Raw genomic sequence first — 19128 nt, forward strand, 5'->3', positions numbered from 1 at the left:
GTTTAGATTTTGCTGTAGAAGAAACAGTACCTCTAATATTAACAGCAACAGATATCAGCAACACTTCTCTTACTTATAGTGAAGAATTTACAATTAATGTTATTGAAGTTATTGTCGGAGAAACCCCAACAATAAGAGCAGATTTAGCTAATGATACCGGAATTAGTGACAGCGATCGCCTCACCTATGACCCGACAGTTATTGGACAAGTAACTAACACAACTAGGTTAGAAGGTAATCTCAATGGTAATGGTTTTGTAAATATAAGCAGCGCCATAAATGGGGATGGTAGTATAACCATTGGCTTAGATGAATATGAAACCTTAATTTTACCAAATGAAGAGTTACCAGATGGAGAATATACTCTCCAATTAAGAGCATTAAATGATTTTGGAAATGAATCACAAGCAGTAGTTACCTATACCCTAGATTTAACACCACCTGAGATTGAATTTGAATTAGCACCAGAAAGCGATACAGGAGAATTAGGAGATAACACTACCACTGAATATCAAGTCAATTTAAATGGGAACACAGATTCAGAACTAGAAGTGGTGTTAGTTGAAACAGGAGATGTTGTTACTCCTAATGGTGACGGTACTTTTGTCTTTACTGAGGTAGATTTACCCAGTATTGGCGAAGGACTTTATCAAATGGTAACAGCCGATAGAGCTGGAAATCAAGGAAGAACTTCAGAAATCTTGATTAGAGAGGGAATAAATAGCGATCCAGAGATTACTAGCACTCCAGAATTAATCTATGACCCTGAGACTGTATATACTTATCAAGTAGAGGCGATAGATGCTGATGGTGATATTCTCAGTTATCTGTTGCAGGATTCTCCTTTTGGGGCAGAAATTGATGAAGATAGCGGTTTATTAACATTTGAACCAGTTACAGAATTTTTACTGCCTTCTTATGAGTTTACAGTACAGGTCGAGGATGGCAGAGGTGGTATTGATACTCAAACTTTCACAGTAGAAGTTTTAGCATCAGGGAATTTAGGTACGATTCTAGGTACTAAATGGGAAGATAGTAATGGTGATGGGATTTTCAATCAATCAGAATCAGGTTTAGCAGGTGTCACCGTTTATCTGGATATTAATAACAACGGCACTTTAGACAATAACGAGCCTTTCAGGGTAACTGCCCAAGATGATCCAAGTACTCCTAATGTTGATGAAACAGGGCAATATGAATTTAATAATCTTGAACCTGATACTTATATTGTTCGAGAAATAGTTCCAGATGGTTTTGAACAAACATTTCCTTCTTTCGCACAACAAGATCCATTTTTTGGATTAAACTTTAGAGGAGATTTTACTCAAATAGATCCAGACACAGGAGAGTTTACATTAATTGCTAATTTAGGAGATGTTAATGGTAATTCTATTTACAACAATAATGCAGATGCTCTTGAATTTAATGATCAAGGTGAATTGTTTGGGATTCTAGATGGTAATCTTTTGGTTGAAATTAATCCCGAAAGTGGCGAAGTCACTGAAATCGGTAGAACTGCTGGATTTGGTGCTGTTGAGTCTTTAGCCTTTTATAATGGTCAAATGTATGGTGCTGGAGGACGTTTTGGTGCTGGTCAATTAATTCTCATTGATACTGAAACCGCCAATCCAACCTTAATTGGATCTTTTGGCAGTGGTTTTAGTGATGTTGATGCCATGTCTTTTACTCCTGATGGAACTCTATATGCAGCAACTTTTAGTGGTAATGTGTCCAGAATCTCTGAAGTGGATATATCTACAGGATCAGTTAATCCAGATTTAATAGTCAGTACATCATTGAGAGTGCCGAGTCTTGACTCTGATTCAAATGGTGTGCTTTATGGTACATCAAGTTTTAGAACGAGTATTCCTTCCAGACTTGTGATTATTGATCCTTCAACAGGTGATTTTATTGAAGAAAAAGAATTATCTGAAGTTTTAGGAAATGTTGGATTAGCTATTCCAGAAGCTCTTTTAATTGAGAATCAATATGAAATTGAGCTTGAATCAGGAGAAATAGTTGAAAATATCGACTTTGGTAATGTTGAAATTGTTGAAACACCAGAATATGATCTGACTATCGCTGAATTAGACACCAGTGGACTTGCTTTTGATGGTCAGTTACTCAACTTTGTAGGTAATGCAGAAGCATTGATCACTAACAGTGGTAATAACAATATTACCACTGCTTTTGAAGTTGCCTTTTTTGAAGATGTTAATGGCAATCAAAGCTATGATAATGATATTGATAACCTTTTTGGAACAATAGCAATCACTGAGCCTTTGAATGCAGGAGAGAGTATAACTGTTTCAGCCGAACTTTTTGGAGAAATTAATTTCCTAAACTCCCCCATTGGTGCTTTTGTAGATGTTGGAAACGTTATTGATGAGGTAGATGAAACCAACAATATCATTATTACCAGTCAAGATTGTGAAGATGTACATGATAATAATGGACAGATAGGTGAGTTTAATCCTGTTGTGGAATGGAATAAAAGTAGTTTTTCTGTTGTACCAACTTCAAATCAGGTAATGATGACTCCTGCTGTTATTGATGTTAATCAAGACGAAATACCTGATATTATATTTAGTACCTATACTGGTAGAAGCTATCAATCTAATGGCAAACTCCGAGCTATTAGTGGTGCTGATGGTAGTGAAATTTGGACAGTGACAGACTCTATTTACGAAGTATTACCATCGGGGAGTATTGCAGTGGGTGATATTGATAACGATTCATTACCAGAAATTATTGCTCCTTACGAAAATGGTTCTTCTTTGATTGCTTTTGAACATGATGGTAGTTTTAAGTGGCAAAGTTCTACCATAAAAAGAAATGGTGGTGGGCTTGGTGGGTCTATAGATTGGGGTGGAGCTTCTTTAGCTGATTTAGATCATGATGGTGTAACAGAAATTATTGTAGGAGCTACGGTTCTTGATAATCAAGGCAACATTCTTTGGGAAGGTAGTTTTGGTGAAGGAAATATTGGTTTGAGAGGACCTTTATCTGGAGTAGCCGATTTAGATATGGATGGTAGTCCAGAAATCGTCGCTGGTAGTAGTGCCTATCGAGCAGACGGTTCATTATATTGGAACTCCTCTATTGCTGATGGTTTCCCTGCTGTCGGTAATTTTGATGATGATGAGTTCCCAGAAATAGTTGTTGTTTCACCTGGGCAAGTTAATTTATTAGAACATACAGGTGAGATAAAATGGACGAATAATTCGCTTCCTAGTTCACGATATGGTCCTCCTACTATTGCTGATTTAGATGGAGATGGACAAGTGGAAATCGGTATAGCAGGGAGATCATATACAGTTTTAGAAACCGATGGTTCAGTAAAATGGACACAATCGATCTCAGATAGTAGTAGTATGACAGGATCTTCAGTGTTTGATTTTGAAGGGGATGGTCGAGTTGAGATCCTTTCTAATGATCAAAGATTTTTACGGATTTATGATGGTGAAACAGGCAGTATTTTATATCAATTTGAGAAAAGTTCAGCTACCACTTATGAATATCCATTAGTCGTTGATGTGGATGCTGATGGCAATGCTGAAATTATAGCTGTTGCTAATAATTCAATAGTTTCTGGAAACACAGGTATATTTGTCATTGGTGATTTGAATGATACTTGGGTGCCGACTCGTCAAATTTGGAATCAACATACCTATCACATTACCAACATTAATGAAGATGGATCAATACCTGTTTTTGAAGCCAATAACTGGGAAATTTATAATAATTATCGTCTGAATATACGAACTGACGGTAGTGTAAATGCTTGTCCAGATTTAACCATGTCGTTTGTAAGGCTTGATGAAAATGCAGGTGAAACCACAATAACCGCTCGTATTGGTAATGGGGGCAATATTTTTGTTAATTCAGGTATTAATGTAGCTTTTTATCGAGGAAATCCTGAAGAAGGCGGAACATTACTAGGTGTGACTCAAACATCTGCTAGGCTGAATACTGCCAATTTTGAAGATGTCAGTTTAACTATTGATGGAGAAATAACTTTAGATGAAATTTGGGTAGTTGCTGATGATGATGGTACAGGACAAGGTTTTGTCTCTGAAAGTAATGAGGAAAACAATACTTATAACTATGTTGCCGCTAATCGCACTCCTATTATCACTTCTCAACCAAACACAAGTGGAGCGATCGATAATGAATATCAATATTCTGTCCAAGCATTTGATTTTGATAACGATACTCTTTCCTATAATCTGTTAAACAATCCATCTGGAATGCAAATTAGTTCAACAGGAGAAATTACTTGGAATCCAGATCAAGAAGGAACTTTTGCCGTTGAGTTAGAAGTTAGTGATGGACGAGGTGGAGTTATAAATCAATCTTATCAAATTAATGTAATTAGTATTATAGGAGATGATGAAGCCCCACAAGTCAATTTGGGTTTTAATAGTAGCTTATTCAATCCTGGTGATACCTTAAACTTACAAATTCAGGGCTTTGATAATGTTGGTTTAGCAGATTTAGATTTATCTTTTGATGGCAATCCTTTAATCTTAAACCCCGATTCTGTTGAAAATGGCATCATTAATAGTGCTTCTGTGGAACTTACTCAATCGGGAGTCTTTGAAGTCATTGCCACAGCGACAGACTTAAACGGTAATAGTGACAGTAAAAATGTAGAAATTAGGGTATTTGACCCCACTGATACAGAAGCGCCTGTAACAGAGCTAGATTTAAGTATTTTTGATCCCACTAACCCTGTTATCAACGAAAAAACTGATATTATTGGTTCAATTAATGATGATAATCTCGAATTCTATAAGTTACAGATTGCCCCAGTAAGTCTCATAGACTTAGATAATTTAGATCCAAATGATCCTGATTTTATTACTATCGCCGAAGGCAGCAATAACATTGATGATGGCGTTATTGGGACTATAGATCCTAATCTCTATCGCAATGATAGTTATTTTATTCAAGTCTTTACTCAAGATATTAATGGCCAAGGTAATGTTGATGGTGTAATTTTAGGCATCGATTCTCCCACTAAACCTGGAGAATTTAGTCTTGACTTTACTGATTTAAGTGTACCTGTTGCAGGAGTACCCATTGAAATTACTAGGACTTATAATAGTCTGAATGCCAATTTTGAAACAGATTTTGGCTATGGTTGGGAAATTGGTTTAGCTGATGCTAATATCGTTGAATCTTCTCCTGATGGTAGGGATTTAAGTGATGCTAATTCAATTATCTTTAATACTACGAATACTTTCTCTGTCGGAACTAGGATAACATTAAACACTCCTGATGGACGTAGAGTTGGATTTACCTTCGATGTTGAACTCTCTGGAGGTAGTTTCTTCGGTCCAATTTATACCCCTACTTTTACACCAGATCCAGGTGTATATGCTACATTAGAAGCAGAAGACAGTCTCACAAGTTTAAGTTTGAGAAGTGATGGTACAGTTGGAGCACCATTATTTACTTTCCTAGGTTATAACCCAACTATATACAGATTAACTACCCGAGATGGCACCATTTATCGCTACAACCAAAATGAAGGATTAATTGATGTAACTGACAGAAATGGTAATGTTCTTACTTATAGTGATAATGGTATCGTCAGCTCAACTGGTGCAGAAATTCAATTTATCCGTGATGCAGAAGGACAAATTACCGAAATAATAGATCCTGATGGTAACTCATTGAGATATAACTATAATAATGATGGTGACTTGGTTGGTTTTACAGACCGCGCTGGTAACGAAACCACCTTCAAATATGAAAGCGACATACCTCATTATCTCACAGAAGTAATAGACCCACTAGGTAGAACAGGTGTACGCACAGAATACGATGAAAATGGACAAATTAGCAAGATATTTGATGCTGATGGCAATGCTTTAGATATTAATTATGATTCTGCTGCCTCACGTCAAACCATTAGAGATCCCTTTGGGAATGAAACTACTTTAGTATTCGATGATAGAGGTAATATTATTACCCAAATAGATGCTTTAGGAGGAAGAACACAAAGAACTTATGATGGTAATAACAATGTTATCAGTGAAACAAATCCTGAAGGTAATACTAGTACTTTTGTTTATGATGATCGCGGTAACTTATTAAGTCAAACCGACGGGGAAGGGAATACCACCACATCCACCTATAATCAAAATAATGACTTACTCAGCGAAACCGATGCTAACGGTAACACTACCACTAATACCTATGATGCCGAAGGAAATCGTACTCAAAGGGAAGATGCCGAAGGAAATATTACTGAATATGAATACGATAATCGTGGCTTGTTAACCACCATAACTGATGCCGAAGGCAACGAAATCGACTTTACTTACAATAACTTTGGTTATATCACCCAGTTAAATTCCCCCGATGGTGCAGAATATACCTTCACCTACGATAATCGAGGTAACGTTACTTCCGTTACTAATGATTTAGGGCAAACTTTCACCTACACTTATGATGGAGAAGGGCGGGAAACTAGCGAAACTAATCCCAATGGTGATACTAGTTTGACCGAATATAATGAAGCAGGGGATGTAATAGCAGAAGTTGATGAGTTAGGACGCAGAACCGAATTTGTTTATAATGACAGGGGATTGTTAATTACTACGATTTTCCCGGACAATACCCCTAATAATAACGATAATCCTCGTATTTTCAACGAATATGATGAATCAGATCAGTTAATCTCTACCACCGATGAGTTAGGCAGGGTGACTTACTATGAATATGATGCCCTCCAACGTCTGGTAAAAACCATCTATCCTGATAACACTCCCCTCGATTTAACTGATAATCCTTTTATTGCCACCGAATATTATGGCGATGGTTTAGTTAGTGCTGAAATTGATGAGTTAGGCAATCGCACCGAATCTTTCTATGACAATGCAGGTAATCTCATTCGGGAAAAGGATGCTAATGATAATCAAACTCGTTTTGAATACGATGCGGTAGGTAATCTAACTGCCTTGATTGATGCTAATAACCACCGTACGGAATATGGTTATGATGGTTTAAATCAGTTAATCAATATTACCTTTGCCGATGGGAGCGAACAAGAGCATACTTATAATAGTCTAGGCTATTTGATTACGCTAATTGATCAAGCAGGAAATAGTAATGATTTTGAATACGATGCCCTCGGCAGGTTAACTAAGGTTATTGATACTTTAGGCGGTGAAACTGAATATATCCTCGATACCGCAGGTAATATTATTCAACAAATCGATGCTAATGATAATGTAGTTAACTTTGCCTACGATGACTTAAACCAAGTTATCAACACTAGCTTACCTTTAGGACAAATTGCCTCAACCACCTATGATAAAGTGGGTAACATCAAAACTATCACCGATTATAACGGCGTGGTAACTACCTTTAACTATGATGAGCGAGACAGGTTAATCTCTCGTAGTTATTCTGATAATACTCCCACAGAAACCTTTACCTATACCTTAACTGGACAATTAGCCACTGTTACTGATAACCGAGGCACAACCACCTTTACCTATGATTTGCGAGATAGATTATTATCCCGTACGGAACCTGATGGACGCAGTATATCCTATACTTATGATGATGCAAGTAATATTCTCTCGGTTGACACGGCTTCTGGCACCACAGTTTACACCTACGATGCTTTAAATCGCCCTGATACGGTCACTGATAGTGATGGTGGAGTTACTGATTATGATTATGATGCTGTGGGTAATTTAATTGAAACGATTTTACCAAATGGAGTAGTAGAAAATCGTGATTATGATAACCTCAATCGCCTGATATACCTAGAAAATGTCAATGGTAACAACACTATTTCTAGCTTTACCTATACCCTAGATGGAGTAGGCAATCGCTTACGAATTGAAGAAGAAAACGGCAGAATAACTAACTATGAATATGATGAACTCTATCGCTTAACTGAAGAATCAGTGACTGATTCAGTTAATGGTAACTACACCATTGAATATGTTTACGATGCTGTAGGTAATCGCCTCCAGAAGGTTGATTCAGAAAATGGAACTACTACCTATACCTATGATGAAAACGATCGCCTGTTGAGGGAAGCAACTAGAAGTGTGGTCACTGAATATCAATATGATGATGCAGGTAATTTAATTACCATAACGGTTGATGGCGAAACTACCAAAACTTATGAATGGAATGCTAAGGGTGAGTTAATAGCAGTAGAAGTTAATGACAATGGCGAAACTGAACGGATTGAGTTTGAATACGATGCCAATGGTATTCGAGTAGCAATGACTGTAGATGGAGAAGAAATGCGCTTCTTAGTTGATAAAAATCAACAACGGTTTGCTCAAGTAATTGAGGAATATACCGCCAATGGTGATGTGATAACTTCTTATACCTACGGTTGGGATTTAATTTCTCAAGATAGTGGCACAGGGCAGATTTTCGCTCATGTTGATGGTTTAGGTAGCACCCGTAATTTAACCGATGAGAATGGTTTAGCCACTAATGAGTATGTTTATGATGCTTATGGTAATTTTTTAAATCAAGTTGATGTGGATGAGAATAATTACTTATTTACGGGTGAACAATTAGATGAAGCAACAGGTTTAACTTATCTACGGGCAAGGTATTATGATTCAGCCACAGGACGGTTTATTTCTAGAGATCCTTTTGAAGGGTTTAATGAGATACCTATAAGTTTACATGATTATATTTATGGTTTTGATAATCCTAGTAACTTAACAGATCCAAGTGGGGAAATTCCTTTGATTGCATATGCGAGATTAATAAATAGGACGTTAAATAGTCGAGCTGCGGAAGGTTTGGGAGTTATCCAAGGTTTTACCCTGCTTACCGCATCTTTCATAAGCGAAGTTTTAGAACAAGTAGGAGTCTATGTAGAAGACCGGGAATCAAATCTAAGCATAGATTTTATTGATGCAATAGAGGATGCTAAGAATGAAGTACCGAAACTGCCCAAATTAAATAGATATGCCAAAGGTTTTAATAAGGGAGTCAAGATAGGAGTACTATTTCTTACAATAAGATTTGGTTAAAAATCGGATCTTGTTTGAGAAGGGCGATCGCCTAACGGGGTGACAGGGTGGGTAAAAAGCTTATGGCTCTTGAGGTTTGCAACATGCGATCGCTAATTAAACTTAAACTAGTTTATCAGTGTCAACTTAGTTTTGCTATCTTTGATATGGTTAGTTTACTCATTCTTTAGCAATTTTGTTATTTATTGACTGTAGCATTGCTTTTAGAAAGATTTAGAGATTTTTAGTTAGTTTTTATTTTTCAGCTATTAACCCAAAAATTATTTAAAGCACAAAAAGCCTGACGGGGTGACAGGGTGGTTAGAAAGCTTATTGAGCTTGAGGTTTGGGTCGGGCGATCGCCTTCCTAGGTTGGGGCAGGAAGATAACCCAACATCATCCCAGTGATGTCTCAATGCTATGTGTTGGGTTGCACTGTCGTTTAACCCAACCTACTATTTATTAATTTTTGAGGGCGATATTTAGGATATTTAGCCTTCGTAGGTTGGGTTGAGATATCGAAACCCAACAATCCCTTTGATTATCTCCAAAAGGTATGTGTTGGGTTGCACTTCGTTTAACCCAACCTACGGTTGAGCCAATTACAATAACTCTAAGAATCTAGAAAACTATTTACTTGTTGTAAATAAGTTGAGGAGTCTTCAAGCATAGGAAAATGGGCGGTTTTACTAATTTCTATGTATTTAATCCAATCAGTATTTAAACTAGCTGCTGCTTTTCCCATAGTAGCTGGAATAATAATATCTTTTTCTCCGGCAACTAGAAGAGTAGGAATATTTAACTGAGCAAATTTTTGCGGCATGGTATCTACTGCCTGTTTACTCACTGAGGTATAAATTGTCCCCAAGGCGGCGTCATAATCAGCTTGAATAAAATCTTCTAAAAAAGCAAGTCTTGCTTCAGCTTCAATCGGACGATGTAGAAAACGGGCCATAAATAGGCGGTCCATTCCTGGTATTTTAGTAAACCACTGATAACGAAATTTAACTACATAACCACCAAATAAATAAAAAGTTTCAAAGGCTAACTTGTTATAAGTAAAGATCCCGCTACAGGTTAATATCAACTTGTGAAGACGTTCTGGATAACTACTCCCAAAAATAGTAGCCACCGATGCCCCCATCGAGTGGCTATTTAAGTATACTTTCTCTAAGTTAAAAGCATCTAGTAATAGTTTTAACTCTTCTGCGTATACCTCTAATTCGTAACCTAAGTTATCTTGGACTACAGTTAGCTTAGAACGTCCAAAACCTCTTAAATCATATAGTAGACAATCAAAGCGATCGCTTAAGAATCTAGCTGTTGTGCGCCAGTATCTACTAGAACCTCCCCAGCCATGGATAAAAACCATGACTGGTTTTACTTGGTTACCGTTTTTTTGCTTAATCCATTCGTAATAGTGTTCGGTCCCACTAATATTAATTTTTCCTTCTTTACTTTCAAGCATACTTAAGCTGATTCTGATTGAGGCAAAGATGACGGATGAATTAACAATTCTGCTGTGGAACGTTTTTCTACCATGTCTTTAGTGATCACACAATGGTGGATATCTTTTTTAGATGGTAACTCATACATCACCTCTAACATGATTTCTTCTACTATACCTCGTAAAGCTCTAGCTCCTGTTTTGCGACGATAGGCTTCTTTGGCGATCGCTCTAATTGCGTCTACTTTGAACTCTAGATTTACCTCGTCCATTTTTAGCAGTTGCTGATACTGTTTTATCAAGGCATTACGTGGTTCAGTCAGTATAGCGATTAAAGCTTCTTCATCTAGAGGTTCTAATCCTGCTATTACTGGTATACGTCCTACGAATTCTGGAATCATGCCAAATTTCACCAAGTCATCTGGTTCTAGTGCCGCTAGTACATCGGCTGTGCGTTTTTCTTTTGTCTGTTTGTCTTTTGTTTTAGATTTACTATCTCCTGAATTAATAAAGCCCATGGATTTTTTCCCTGTTCTTTGTTCGATTACTTTATCTAAACCAACAAAAGCACCACCGCAAATAAACAAGATATTACTTGTATCTATTTGGATACAATCTTGATAGGGATGTTTTCTACCGCCTTGGGGGGGTACATTAGCTACTGTTCCCTCTAGCATTTTCAACAAAGCTTGTTGTACACCTTCACCTGATACATCTCTAGTTATTGATGGGTTTTCGCTTTTTCTTGCTACCTTGTCGATTTCATCTATATAGATAATCCCTCTTTGAGCTTCCTCTACATCTAAATCTGCTACTTGGAGTAATCTCAGTAAGATATTTTCTACATCTTCTCCCACATAACCTGCTTCCGTGAGAGTTGTGGCATCAGCCACAGCAAAAGGCACATCAAGGATTTTAGCTAAAGTTTGTGCTAGTAGAGTTTTTCCACATCCTGTGGGCCCAATAAGCAGTATGTTTGATTTGTTTAGCTCTACACTGTCTTCTGATTTTTTCTCTTTAGTTTTTTGATTCAAGCTTAAGCGCTTGTAATGGTTATATACAGCTACCGATAGAACTTTTTTAGCTGCTTCTTGACCGATCACATGATCATCTAGATGGGCTTTGATCTCTTTTGGCTTGGGGATTTGGTTGTAGTTTATTTGCTCTTGATTTTCTCTGCGTTTTGCCGAGTTAGCTGTTCGTGAAATTGGTTGACTAGCTTCTGTGCCATTGTTAGAAGCGGCCAACTCCTCATCTAAAATCTCATTACACAAGTCTACACATTCATCACATATATATACTCCAGGTCCTGCAATTAACTTACGTACTTGCTCTTGGGATTTTCCACAAAAAGAACATTTTAGATGAGCGTCGTATTTTGACATATTTGCCTCTTTTTTGCCTCTTTATCTGCGTCTTCTAGTATAGTGCTTCTACATTTACTTCAGGTTGATAGACACCTGGTTTAGATATTATTTGGTCGATTAATCCATATTCTTTTGCTTCTGCTGAGGACATATAGAAATCGCGTTCTGTATCTTGCTTAACTTTTTCTAGAGGTTGGTCTGTATGTTCTGCCAACATTTCGTTAAGCCTTTGTTTAATGTACAAAATTTCTTTTGCCTGTATTTGGATATCAGATGCTTGTCCTTGGGCGCCTCCTAATGGTTGATGAATCATCATGCGAGAGTTCGGTAAAGCCATACGTTTGCCTTTAGCTCCTCCCGAGAGAAGAAAAGCACCCATACTCGCGGCGATTCCATAGCATATTGTTGCTACATCTGGGGTTATTTGTTGCATCGTATCATATATGGCCATACCTGCGTATACTGAACCCCCAGGAGAATTGATATATAGTTGAATATCTTTTTCTGAATCTTCTGATTCTAAAAATAGCATTTGAGCTGTCACCGAGTTAGCGAGGTTATCATCGATGGGAGTTCCAATAAATATAATTCTTTCTCTCAATAGTCTTGAGTAGATATCAAAAGCTCGTTCTCCCATGCCCGATTGTTCTACTACCATCGGCACTATATTTTGTATTTGGCTATTTTTTGTTTTCTGAATTTTACTCATGGAGTAAATTTCTGGTTTGTAGTAACTTTTGGTGTCTGTTATCAAATGTTGAGAGTTTAGCATAGTATTATATTTGGGAGTTTGCTATTATTTTCTATAGAGGTTTTGTTCAAATGTCACAAATAGGCTCATTCTACCCTATTTAACAGTCTAGTTGATTTTTACTAACAATTAATCGTTTTCACCGTCAATTATAGCAAGTTTTTTTATACTTTTTATCAGACTTCTAGCTCTCTTGGCCTCATGGGGATCGTGGAGAGAGGGGGAGAGGGGGAGAGGGGGAGAGGGGGAGAAGGGGAGAAAGAGGGTTTTTAGGTATTTGCATCAATATCCCATAATCTAACTATAGCAATGAGCCAATAGATGTTGACAAAAATGATGAAAAGCCCCCCTTAGTAAGGGCAGGGCTGTTTTATTCTAAAATTTTGTCGTAAGCTAGAAGCTAGACACAACAAAAGTTGTCGCTCTTTTTAGCTATTTTTAGAAAAAAGGGGATTTATTATTAGCAAAAAATCCCCTCTCCCTGCTCCGGTGCTCCCTGCTTCTCCTCGCCATTTTCTTTGTCAAGAACAAAACAGCCCTGCCTTAGTAAGGGGGGAAGGGGGGAAAAGTTAGTGATAAATGTTGTTAACACTACTGCGTTCGCTGCTATAATTAGGCGGATTTGACTCATGAGTAAATCCCACACTTCCCACACTTCCCACACTCCTCATTTCTTACTCAGTCAGGATGTAAAAATAAATGTGCCAATGGAGAGTTTAAGATCCTTCTTCCGTGGGGTTTTGGTTTTGTGTTTCTGGTTCTTCTGTGTTATCTGCTGTTTCTTCCTCTTCTGGGTTTGATTCGCTCAAAGAGCCTTGAGGTAATAATTCTACCTGTGCTTTTGACTGTAGCCATGATAGAGTTTTTTCTCTAGTCAACTCATCTACAACTATTTGTGATAAGCGATCTTCATCTATTGCTTGACCTTCTAATTGTGTTTTAATTTCAGAGATTCTTGCCGCTATTGCCTCTTCCTCTGGTTTAATTGATTCTTTTTTAGCTACTTCTTGGATTGCTAAATTTTCTTGAAGTTTTTGCTTAGCTTCGGGACGAATATTTTCCCGCATTCTCGGAATTGATTCTGGTGTAAAAACTTGTTTGACATCCATTCCCATTTGCTGAAACTGCATGGCTGTTTGAGTTAGCATTTCGCTTACTTCTTCATCAATCATGCTTCCGGGGATTTCTATCTTACTTATAGATACTAATTCAGCAAGGATAGCCGCATCAATGCCCTGTTTAGTATCTTGTTCTGCTTTTTCTTGGTATTGTTTTTGCACAGACTCTTTAAATTCTACCATGGTTTGAAATTCACTCACTTCTTGAGCGAATTCATCGTCTAATTCTGGCAGTTCTCTTTCTTTTAATTCTTTTAGTGTTACTTCAAACACTACTGGTTTACTAGCTAATTCTTCTGTGGGATAATCTTCTGGAAAAGTCAAGGGTATAGTTTTGCTTTCCCCTATATTCATACCTACTATTCCCTCTACGAAACCAGGAATAAACTTTTCTACCGCCAATTCCATTTCAAAGTCATTGCCCTCTACACCAGGAATAACTTTTGCTGTTGCTGCTTCTGTTTCTGCTTCTGTTGCTGCTTCTGTTGCTGCTTCTGGGGCAGTTTCTTTGCCTTGGAAGTCAATTACTGCTAAATCTCCTAATTGTGCAGAACGCTCTTCTACTGGTACTAGGATAGCTTGAGCGGCGCGTCGCTCTGTTAAAAATTCTTCTACATCTTTAGGATCGTATTTTATTTCTTCCGCCTTGACGTTGAGGTTATGATAATCTCCTAATTCTATTTCAGGAGGCATTTCTAACGCGGCACTAAAGCTAAATACTTCTCCCGGCTTGTAGCTTTTGAGTAATTCTTCAAAGTCTGAGCGCAGTTGATACTTACCTTTTTCTAAAGGTTCGATATTTTCTTGTTCAATAGCCGCTTTCATGCTTTCTTGAAGTAACTCTTCTAAAACTGCGGCTTTAATTCTTTCTATTCCTAATTTTTGTAGCAAAATAGGTTTTGGTACTTTTCCTTTACGAAAACCAGGAATAGTTGTCGAACGAGATAATTCTTTTACTACTTGATCATACTTTTTGCGGGAGCTTTCCCCTGAAATTTCTATTTCTAGTCCTAACTGACTATCAGGAAGCTTTTCCTGGGTAACCTTCATCTATACTTTCTCTCTGTTTATTTTTAACTAAACTAACTTTTTCAATTGAATTAAAAGTTATACTCATGATATCCTAGCCTAAGAAATACTATCATACCAAAATTATTTTTATTTGAGGGAGGAATTTTATTTGAGGGGTGAACTTCGTGTCGCTGTTTTAGGTGCTACAGGAGCTGTGGGAACAGAAATCGTTCAACTGCTAGAGAGCCGCAATTTTCCCATAGCTGAGTTAAAACTCTTAGCTTCGACTCGCTCTGCCGGGAAAACCATGAGTTTTAAGGAAGAGTTAATTCAAGTTGAAGCAGTAGAGGATAATTCTTTTAAGAATATAGATTTGGTATTAGCTTCAGCAGGAGGATCAATTTCTCAAACTTGGTTGCCTAAAGCTGTAGAGGCAGGGGCTGTGGCTATAGATAATTCTAGTGCTTACAGAATGGAACCTAATGTGCCTCTGATTGTACCTGAAATTAATCCACAAGAGGTTAATAAACATCAAGGCATTATTGCTAATCCTAATTGTACAACGATTATTATGGGAGTAGCTATTTGGCCCCTACACCAGCTAAAAGCAATTAAGCGAATAATCGTCTCAACTTATCAATCAGCAAGTGGTGCCGGGGCTCAAGCCATGGAAGAAGTAAAAACCCAAGCAAGAGCAATATTAGAGGGTAAAACTCCACCCACAAATGCTTTTCCCTATCCTCTAGCTTTTAATCTGTTTCCCCATAACTCCCCTCTAAATGAGCAGGGATACTGTCAAGAAGAGATGAAAATGGTCAATGAAACGAGAAAAATTTTCAACACTCCTCAGTTGAAAATATCGGCAACTTGTGTCAGAGTACCAGTATTGCGTGCCCATTCTGAAGCGATTAATCTAGAATTTAGTGAAGGCTTTTCTGTAGCTAAAGCTAGAGACATTTTAGCAAAAGCACCAGGTGTAAAACTTGTAGAAGATTGGCAAGCAAATTATTTTCCTATGCCTATCGAGGCAAGCGGCAAAGATGAAGTGTTAGTCGGTCGCATTCGTCAAGACATTTCTTTACCTAATGGTTTAGAATTGTGGATATGTGGTGATCAAATTCGTAAAGGGGCAGCCTTAAACGCAGTACAAATAGGCGAGTTGTTGTTAAATAAATAAAGAAGAAACGGGTGTGAATGAGTAATCCATTATTCGGGAGAGTGCTCACCGCTATGGTGACACCATTTACAAAGAGCGATGAAGTTGACTATGATATGGCTGAAAAGTTAGCAGATTATTTAGTCAATAATGGTAGTGATGGTTTGGTGATATGTGGGACTACAGGGGAATCACCGACCCTAGATTGGGATGAAGAATATCAATTATTTACAGCAGTAAAACAGGCAGTAGGGGGAAGGGCGAAGATAATCGCAGGCACAGGCTCAAACTCCACAAAAGAAGCGATCGCAGCTACGAAAAAAGCAGCAAAACTAGGGTTAGATGGCTCTTTGCAGGTAGTGCCATACTATAACAAGCCAACCCAAGCAGGATTATACAAACATTTTCAGGCGATCGCCCAAGCAACTGATGATCTGCCAATGATGCTTTATAATGTACCAGGGAGAACAGGATGTAATTTAACTCCTGAAACTATCTCGGAATTAGCTAAAATAGAAAGTATAGTAGCAGTAAAAGAAGCAAGCGGCAGTTTAGAAAATGCCAGTGCTATTCGCCTCAATACCCCAGAATCATTTATGATTTATTCAGGAGAAGATTCCCTAACCTTACCCCTGTTAAGTGTAGGAAGTTGCGGAGTAGTCAGCGTGGCTAGTCATCTGGTGGGAAAAGAAATGCAAGAAATGATTGCAGCTTTTAACCGTGGAGAAACTAAATTAGCCAGAGACATACACTTAAAATTATATAATCTATTTAAAGTGTTGTTCTGTGCAACTAATCCCATACCCGTAAAAAAGGCATTGAAGTTACAAGGTTGGCAAGTAGGGGGACTGCGATCGCCTTTGTGTGAATTAGAACCAGAATTAGAAGCAAAATTAAAAATAGTTTTACAAGATCTATCTTTGATTAATTAAAAAAGTCAAAAAAATGTTATAATTAATATGTAAAGCAGATGTTTAATTCTAGGCAAAATTGAGATTAAAGCTAAGGAAAATAAGATTGTATTCATGAAATTAATAGTATAATGCAATAGTAATAACGAAAAAAAAGTACTTTAAAAGAAATAAAGTATTGGAAAAATAAAAACTAGTATATAGCAATTTCCATAGGCATCAGGTACATTTTTGTTAATTATTTTTTTCCTGTTTTGAACTTACATCCTAATCCAATAACCTCTCTCAGTAGACTAGAAAACGCTATATAGATGAAGAGCTGGAAAAATCTTAAGAAAAATAACCAGAAAACAGAATTAAACAAATTAGAAAAAAGCTGCTAAAAAAAGTTTTTCAATCACAACTAAATAAAGTGTAAAAAAGCAAACCAATTGAAATTAAAAGGAACAATATGCCAAATAAAAAAGAGACAAAACCAACACTAAAAATTATCCCATTAGGTGGACTCCATGAAATAGGTAAAAACACCTGCGTATTTGAATACGAAGACGAAATAATCTTACTAGACTCAGGTCTAGCTTTTCCCACAGACGAAATGCACGGAGTTAACATAGTACTTCCCGATATCACTTATCTAAAAGAAAACGAAGATAAGATAAAAGGAATGATTGTGACTCACGGACATGAGGATCATATAGGGGGAATCGCCTATCATCTCAAACAGATTAATATACCGTTGATTTATGGACCTCGTCTAGCAATGCGTCTTTTAGAAGATAAACTACAAGAAGCAAATCTTCTAGAAAAGACGAAATTACACTCAGTAGCTCCCAGAGATATAGTAAAAATAGGCAGTTCATTCTATGCTGAATTTTTAAGAAATACCCACTCCATCGCCGATAGCTTCACTATAGCCCTACATACACCGATAGGGGTAGTTATTCACTCAGGAGATTTCAAAGTAGACCATACTCCCGTAGATGGAGAACATTTTGATTTACAAAAATTAGCAGAACATGGAGAAAAAGGAGTATTAGCACTACTAAGCGATTCAACCAACGCCGAAGTACCAGGACATACCCCATCAGAAAGTTCAGTATATCCCAACTTAGATAAAGTATTTGGTCAAGCGGAGGGGAGGATTATGCTAACTACCTTTGCTTCTTCTGTGCATCGTTTAAATATAGCACTGCAATTAGCTCAAAAGCATGGACGCAAAGTAGGATTAGTAGGGCGTTCTATGCTGAATGTAATCTCCCACGCCCGTAACCTAGGCTATATTAAGTGTCCCGATGACCTATTTGTTTCCCTAAGACAGATAAATAGCATCCCTGATGATAAAATACTAATTCTCACAACAGGCTCCCAGGGAGAACCTCTATCAGCAATGACTCGCATCTCCAAAGGAGAACATAGAGATTTGAAAGTTCGTCCTGGAGATACAATCATTTTTTCAGCTAACCCGATTCCAGGAAACACAATAGCAGTAGTTAATACCATAGATAGGTTAATGAAGTTAGGGGCCAATGTAGTGTATGGTAAGCACTTAGGGATTCATGTTTCTGGTCATGGTGCCCAAGAAGACCACAAACTGATGTTAGCGATGACCAAGCCGAAGTTTTTCGTACCAGTACACGGAGAATATCGTATGCTGGTTAAACATTCTCAAACGGCCCAAAGTATGGGAATACCAGAAGAGAATATAGTGATAGTAGAAAATGGCAATGTCATAGAACTAACAGAAGATAGTATTGGCATCGCAGGAAGCGTAGAATCAGGGATAAAACTGGTAGATAGAGCTGGTATTGTTCACGAAAAAGTAATGGAAGAGCGCCAAAAACTAGCAGAAGACGGAGCGATTACGGTGGCTGCGGCAGTAGACTGGGAAGGCAATATGCTCTCAAAACCAGAGGTTAATTTACGGGGAGTAGTGAGTAAAATCGAAAGAAATTTACTCAAAGACCTCATAGTCCGTAATGTGGAAAAAGTACTGAGCGATCGCTGGCAAGAATTCAGCAACACTATAGATGATGAGTTACAAGTAGAATGGAATCAAATCACAGAAGAAGTGGAAAATAGTTTACGCCGCTTAATTAAGCGAGAAACTCAAACCATGCCCTTGATTATCTTTTTGTTACAGCATCCTGACAAACCAGAAACCACAGGCCAAACCAAGAAATATCGTTACCGCCGCAGGCGATCAACTGCTTCTGTAGCGTCTTAAACATTCTTTTTAGTTAGTTAGTTAAATATTTATCCTCTCCTATCTCTTTTTTGAGTTAGGGGAGGATATTTTTTAACTAAATGAGTTTGTAGTAGGGCTTTAGCCCCAATACTGCGTAGGTTTTGAATCAAACAT

8 protein-coding genes are annotated in these 19128 nt (G+C 37.6%); 4 read left to right on the forward strand and 4 right to left on the reverse strand.

Annotation, left to right across the window (positions count from 1 at the left end; genetic code table 11):
• Window positions 1-9029 (forward strand): RHS repeat-associated core domain-containing protein (locus MW688_RS09880; protein WP_486735805.1); only part of this gene is annotated, 9029 nt, incomplete at its 5' end.
• Between the two features lie 592 nt (window positions 9030-9621).
• Here the strand turns inward: MW688_RS09880 and MW688_RS09885 are convergent.
• The 4 genes from MW688_RS09885 to tig all read right to left on the reverse strand — a co-directional run bounded on the left by MW688_RS09885 (window position 9622) and on the right by tig (window position 14741).
• Window positions 9622-10476, reverse strand: a complete 855-nt coding sequence (locus MW688_RS09885; RefSeq protein WP_486735806.1) for an alpha/beta fold hydrolase — start codon at window positions 10474-10476, stop codon at window positions 9622-9624.
• 2 nt (window positions 10477-10478) lie between these two features.
• On the reverse strand, window positions 10479-11840 hold the full coding sequence (clpX, locus tag MW688_RS09890; RefSeq protein WP_486735807.1) for an ATP-dependent protease ATP-binding subunit ClpX: 1362 nt from the start codon (window positions 11838-11840) through the stop codon (window positions 10479-10481).
• Between the two features lie 34 nt (window positions 11841-11874).
• On the reverse strand, window positions 11875-12594 hold the full coding sequence (gene clpP, locus MW688_RS09895; protein ID WP_486735808.1) for an ATP-dependent Clp endopeptidase proteolytic subunit ClpP: 720 nt from the start codon (window positions 12592-12594) through the stop codon (window positions 11875-11877).
• A gap of 695 nt (window positions 12595-13289) precedes the next feature.
• The gene (gene tig / locus MW688_RS09900) at window positions 13290-14741 is read right to left on the reverse strand and encodes a trigger factor (RefSeq protein ID WP_486735809.1); all 1452 of its coding nucleotides are present in this window, start codon (window positions 14739-14741) and stop codon (window positions 13290-13292) included.
• Window positions 14742-14871: 130 nt separating this feature from the next.
• Between tig and MW688_RS09905 the strand changes: the two genes are divergently transcribed.
• The 3 genes from MW688_RS09905 to MW688_RS09915 all read left to right on the forward strand — a co-directional run bounded on the left by MW688_RS09905 (window position 14872) and on the right by MW688_RS09915 (window position 18993).
• Window positions 14872-15879 (forward strand): aspartate-semialdehyde dehydrogenase, encoded by a 1008-nt coding sequence (locus MW688_RS09905; RefSeq protein ID WP_486735810.1) that lies wholly within the window; start codon window positions 14872-14874, stop codon window positions 15877-15879.
• 17 nt (window positions 15880-15896) lie between these two features.
• Window positions 15897-16790, forward strand: a complete 894-nt coding sequence (gene dapA / locus MW688_RS09910) for a 4-hydroxy-tetrahydrodipicolinate synthase (protein WP_486735811.1) — start codon at window positions 15897-15899, stop codon at window positions 16788-16790.
• Between the two features lie 430 nt (window positions 16791-17220).
• Window positions 17221-18993: a ribonuclease J gene (locus MW688_RS09915; protein WP_486735812.1), complete on the forward strand. Its 1773-nt coding sequence runs from the start codon at window positions 17221-17223 to the stop codon at window positions 18991-18993.
• Window positions 18994-19128: the final 135 nt, after the last annotated feature.

The sequence above is a fragment of the Johannesbaptistia floridana genome (assembly GCF_057440575.1).

What these genes read in the sequence shown, in the direction of transcription:
- MW688_RS09885 (WP_486735806.1), bottom strand. Translation starts at nt 10,476, where the DNA reads ATGCTTGAAAGTAAAGAAGGAAAAATTAATATTAGTGGGACCGAACAC.
- clpX (WP_486735807.1), bottom strand. Translation starts at nt 11,840, where the DNA reads ATGTCAAAATACGACGCTCATCTAAAATGTTCTTTTTGTGGAAAATCC.
- clpP (WP_486735808.1), bottom strand. Translation starts at nt 12,594, where the DNA reads ATGCTAAACTCTCAACATTTGATAACAGACACCAAAAGTTACTACAAA.
- tig (WP_486735809.1), bottom strand. Translation starts at nt 14,741, where the DNA reads ATGAAGGTTACCCAGGAAAAGCTTCCTGATAGTCAGTTAGGACTAGAA.
- dapA (WP_486735811.1), top strand. Translation starts at nt 15,897, where the DNA reads ATGAGTAATCCATTATTCGGGAGAGTGCTCACCGCTATGGTGACACCA.
- MW688_RS09915 (WP_486735812.1), top strand. Translation starts at nt 17,221, where the DNA reads ATGCCAAATAAAAAAGAGACAAAACCAACACTAAAAATTATCCCATTA.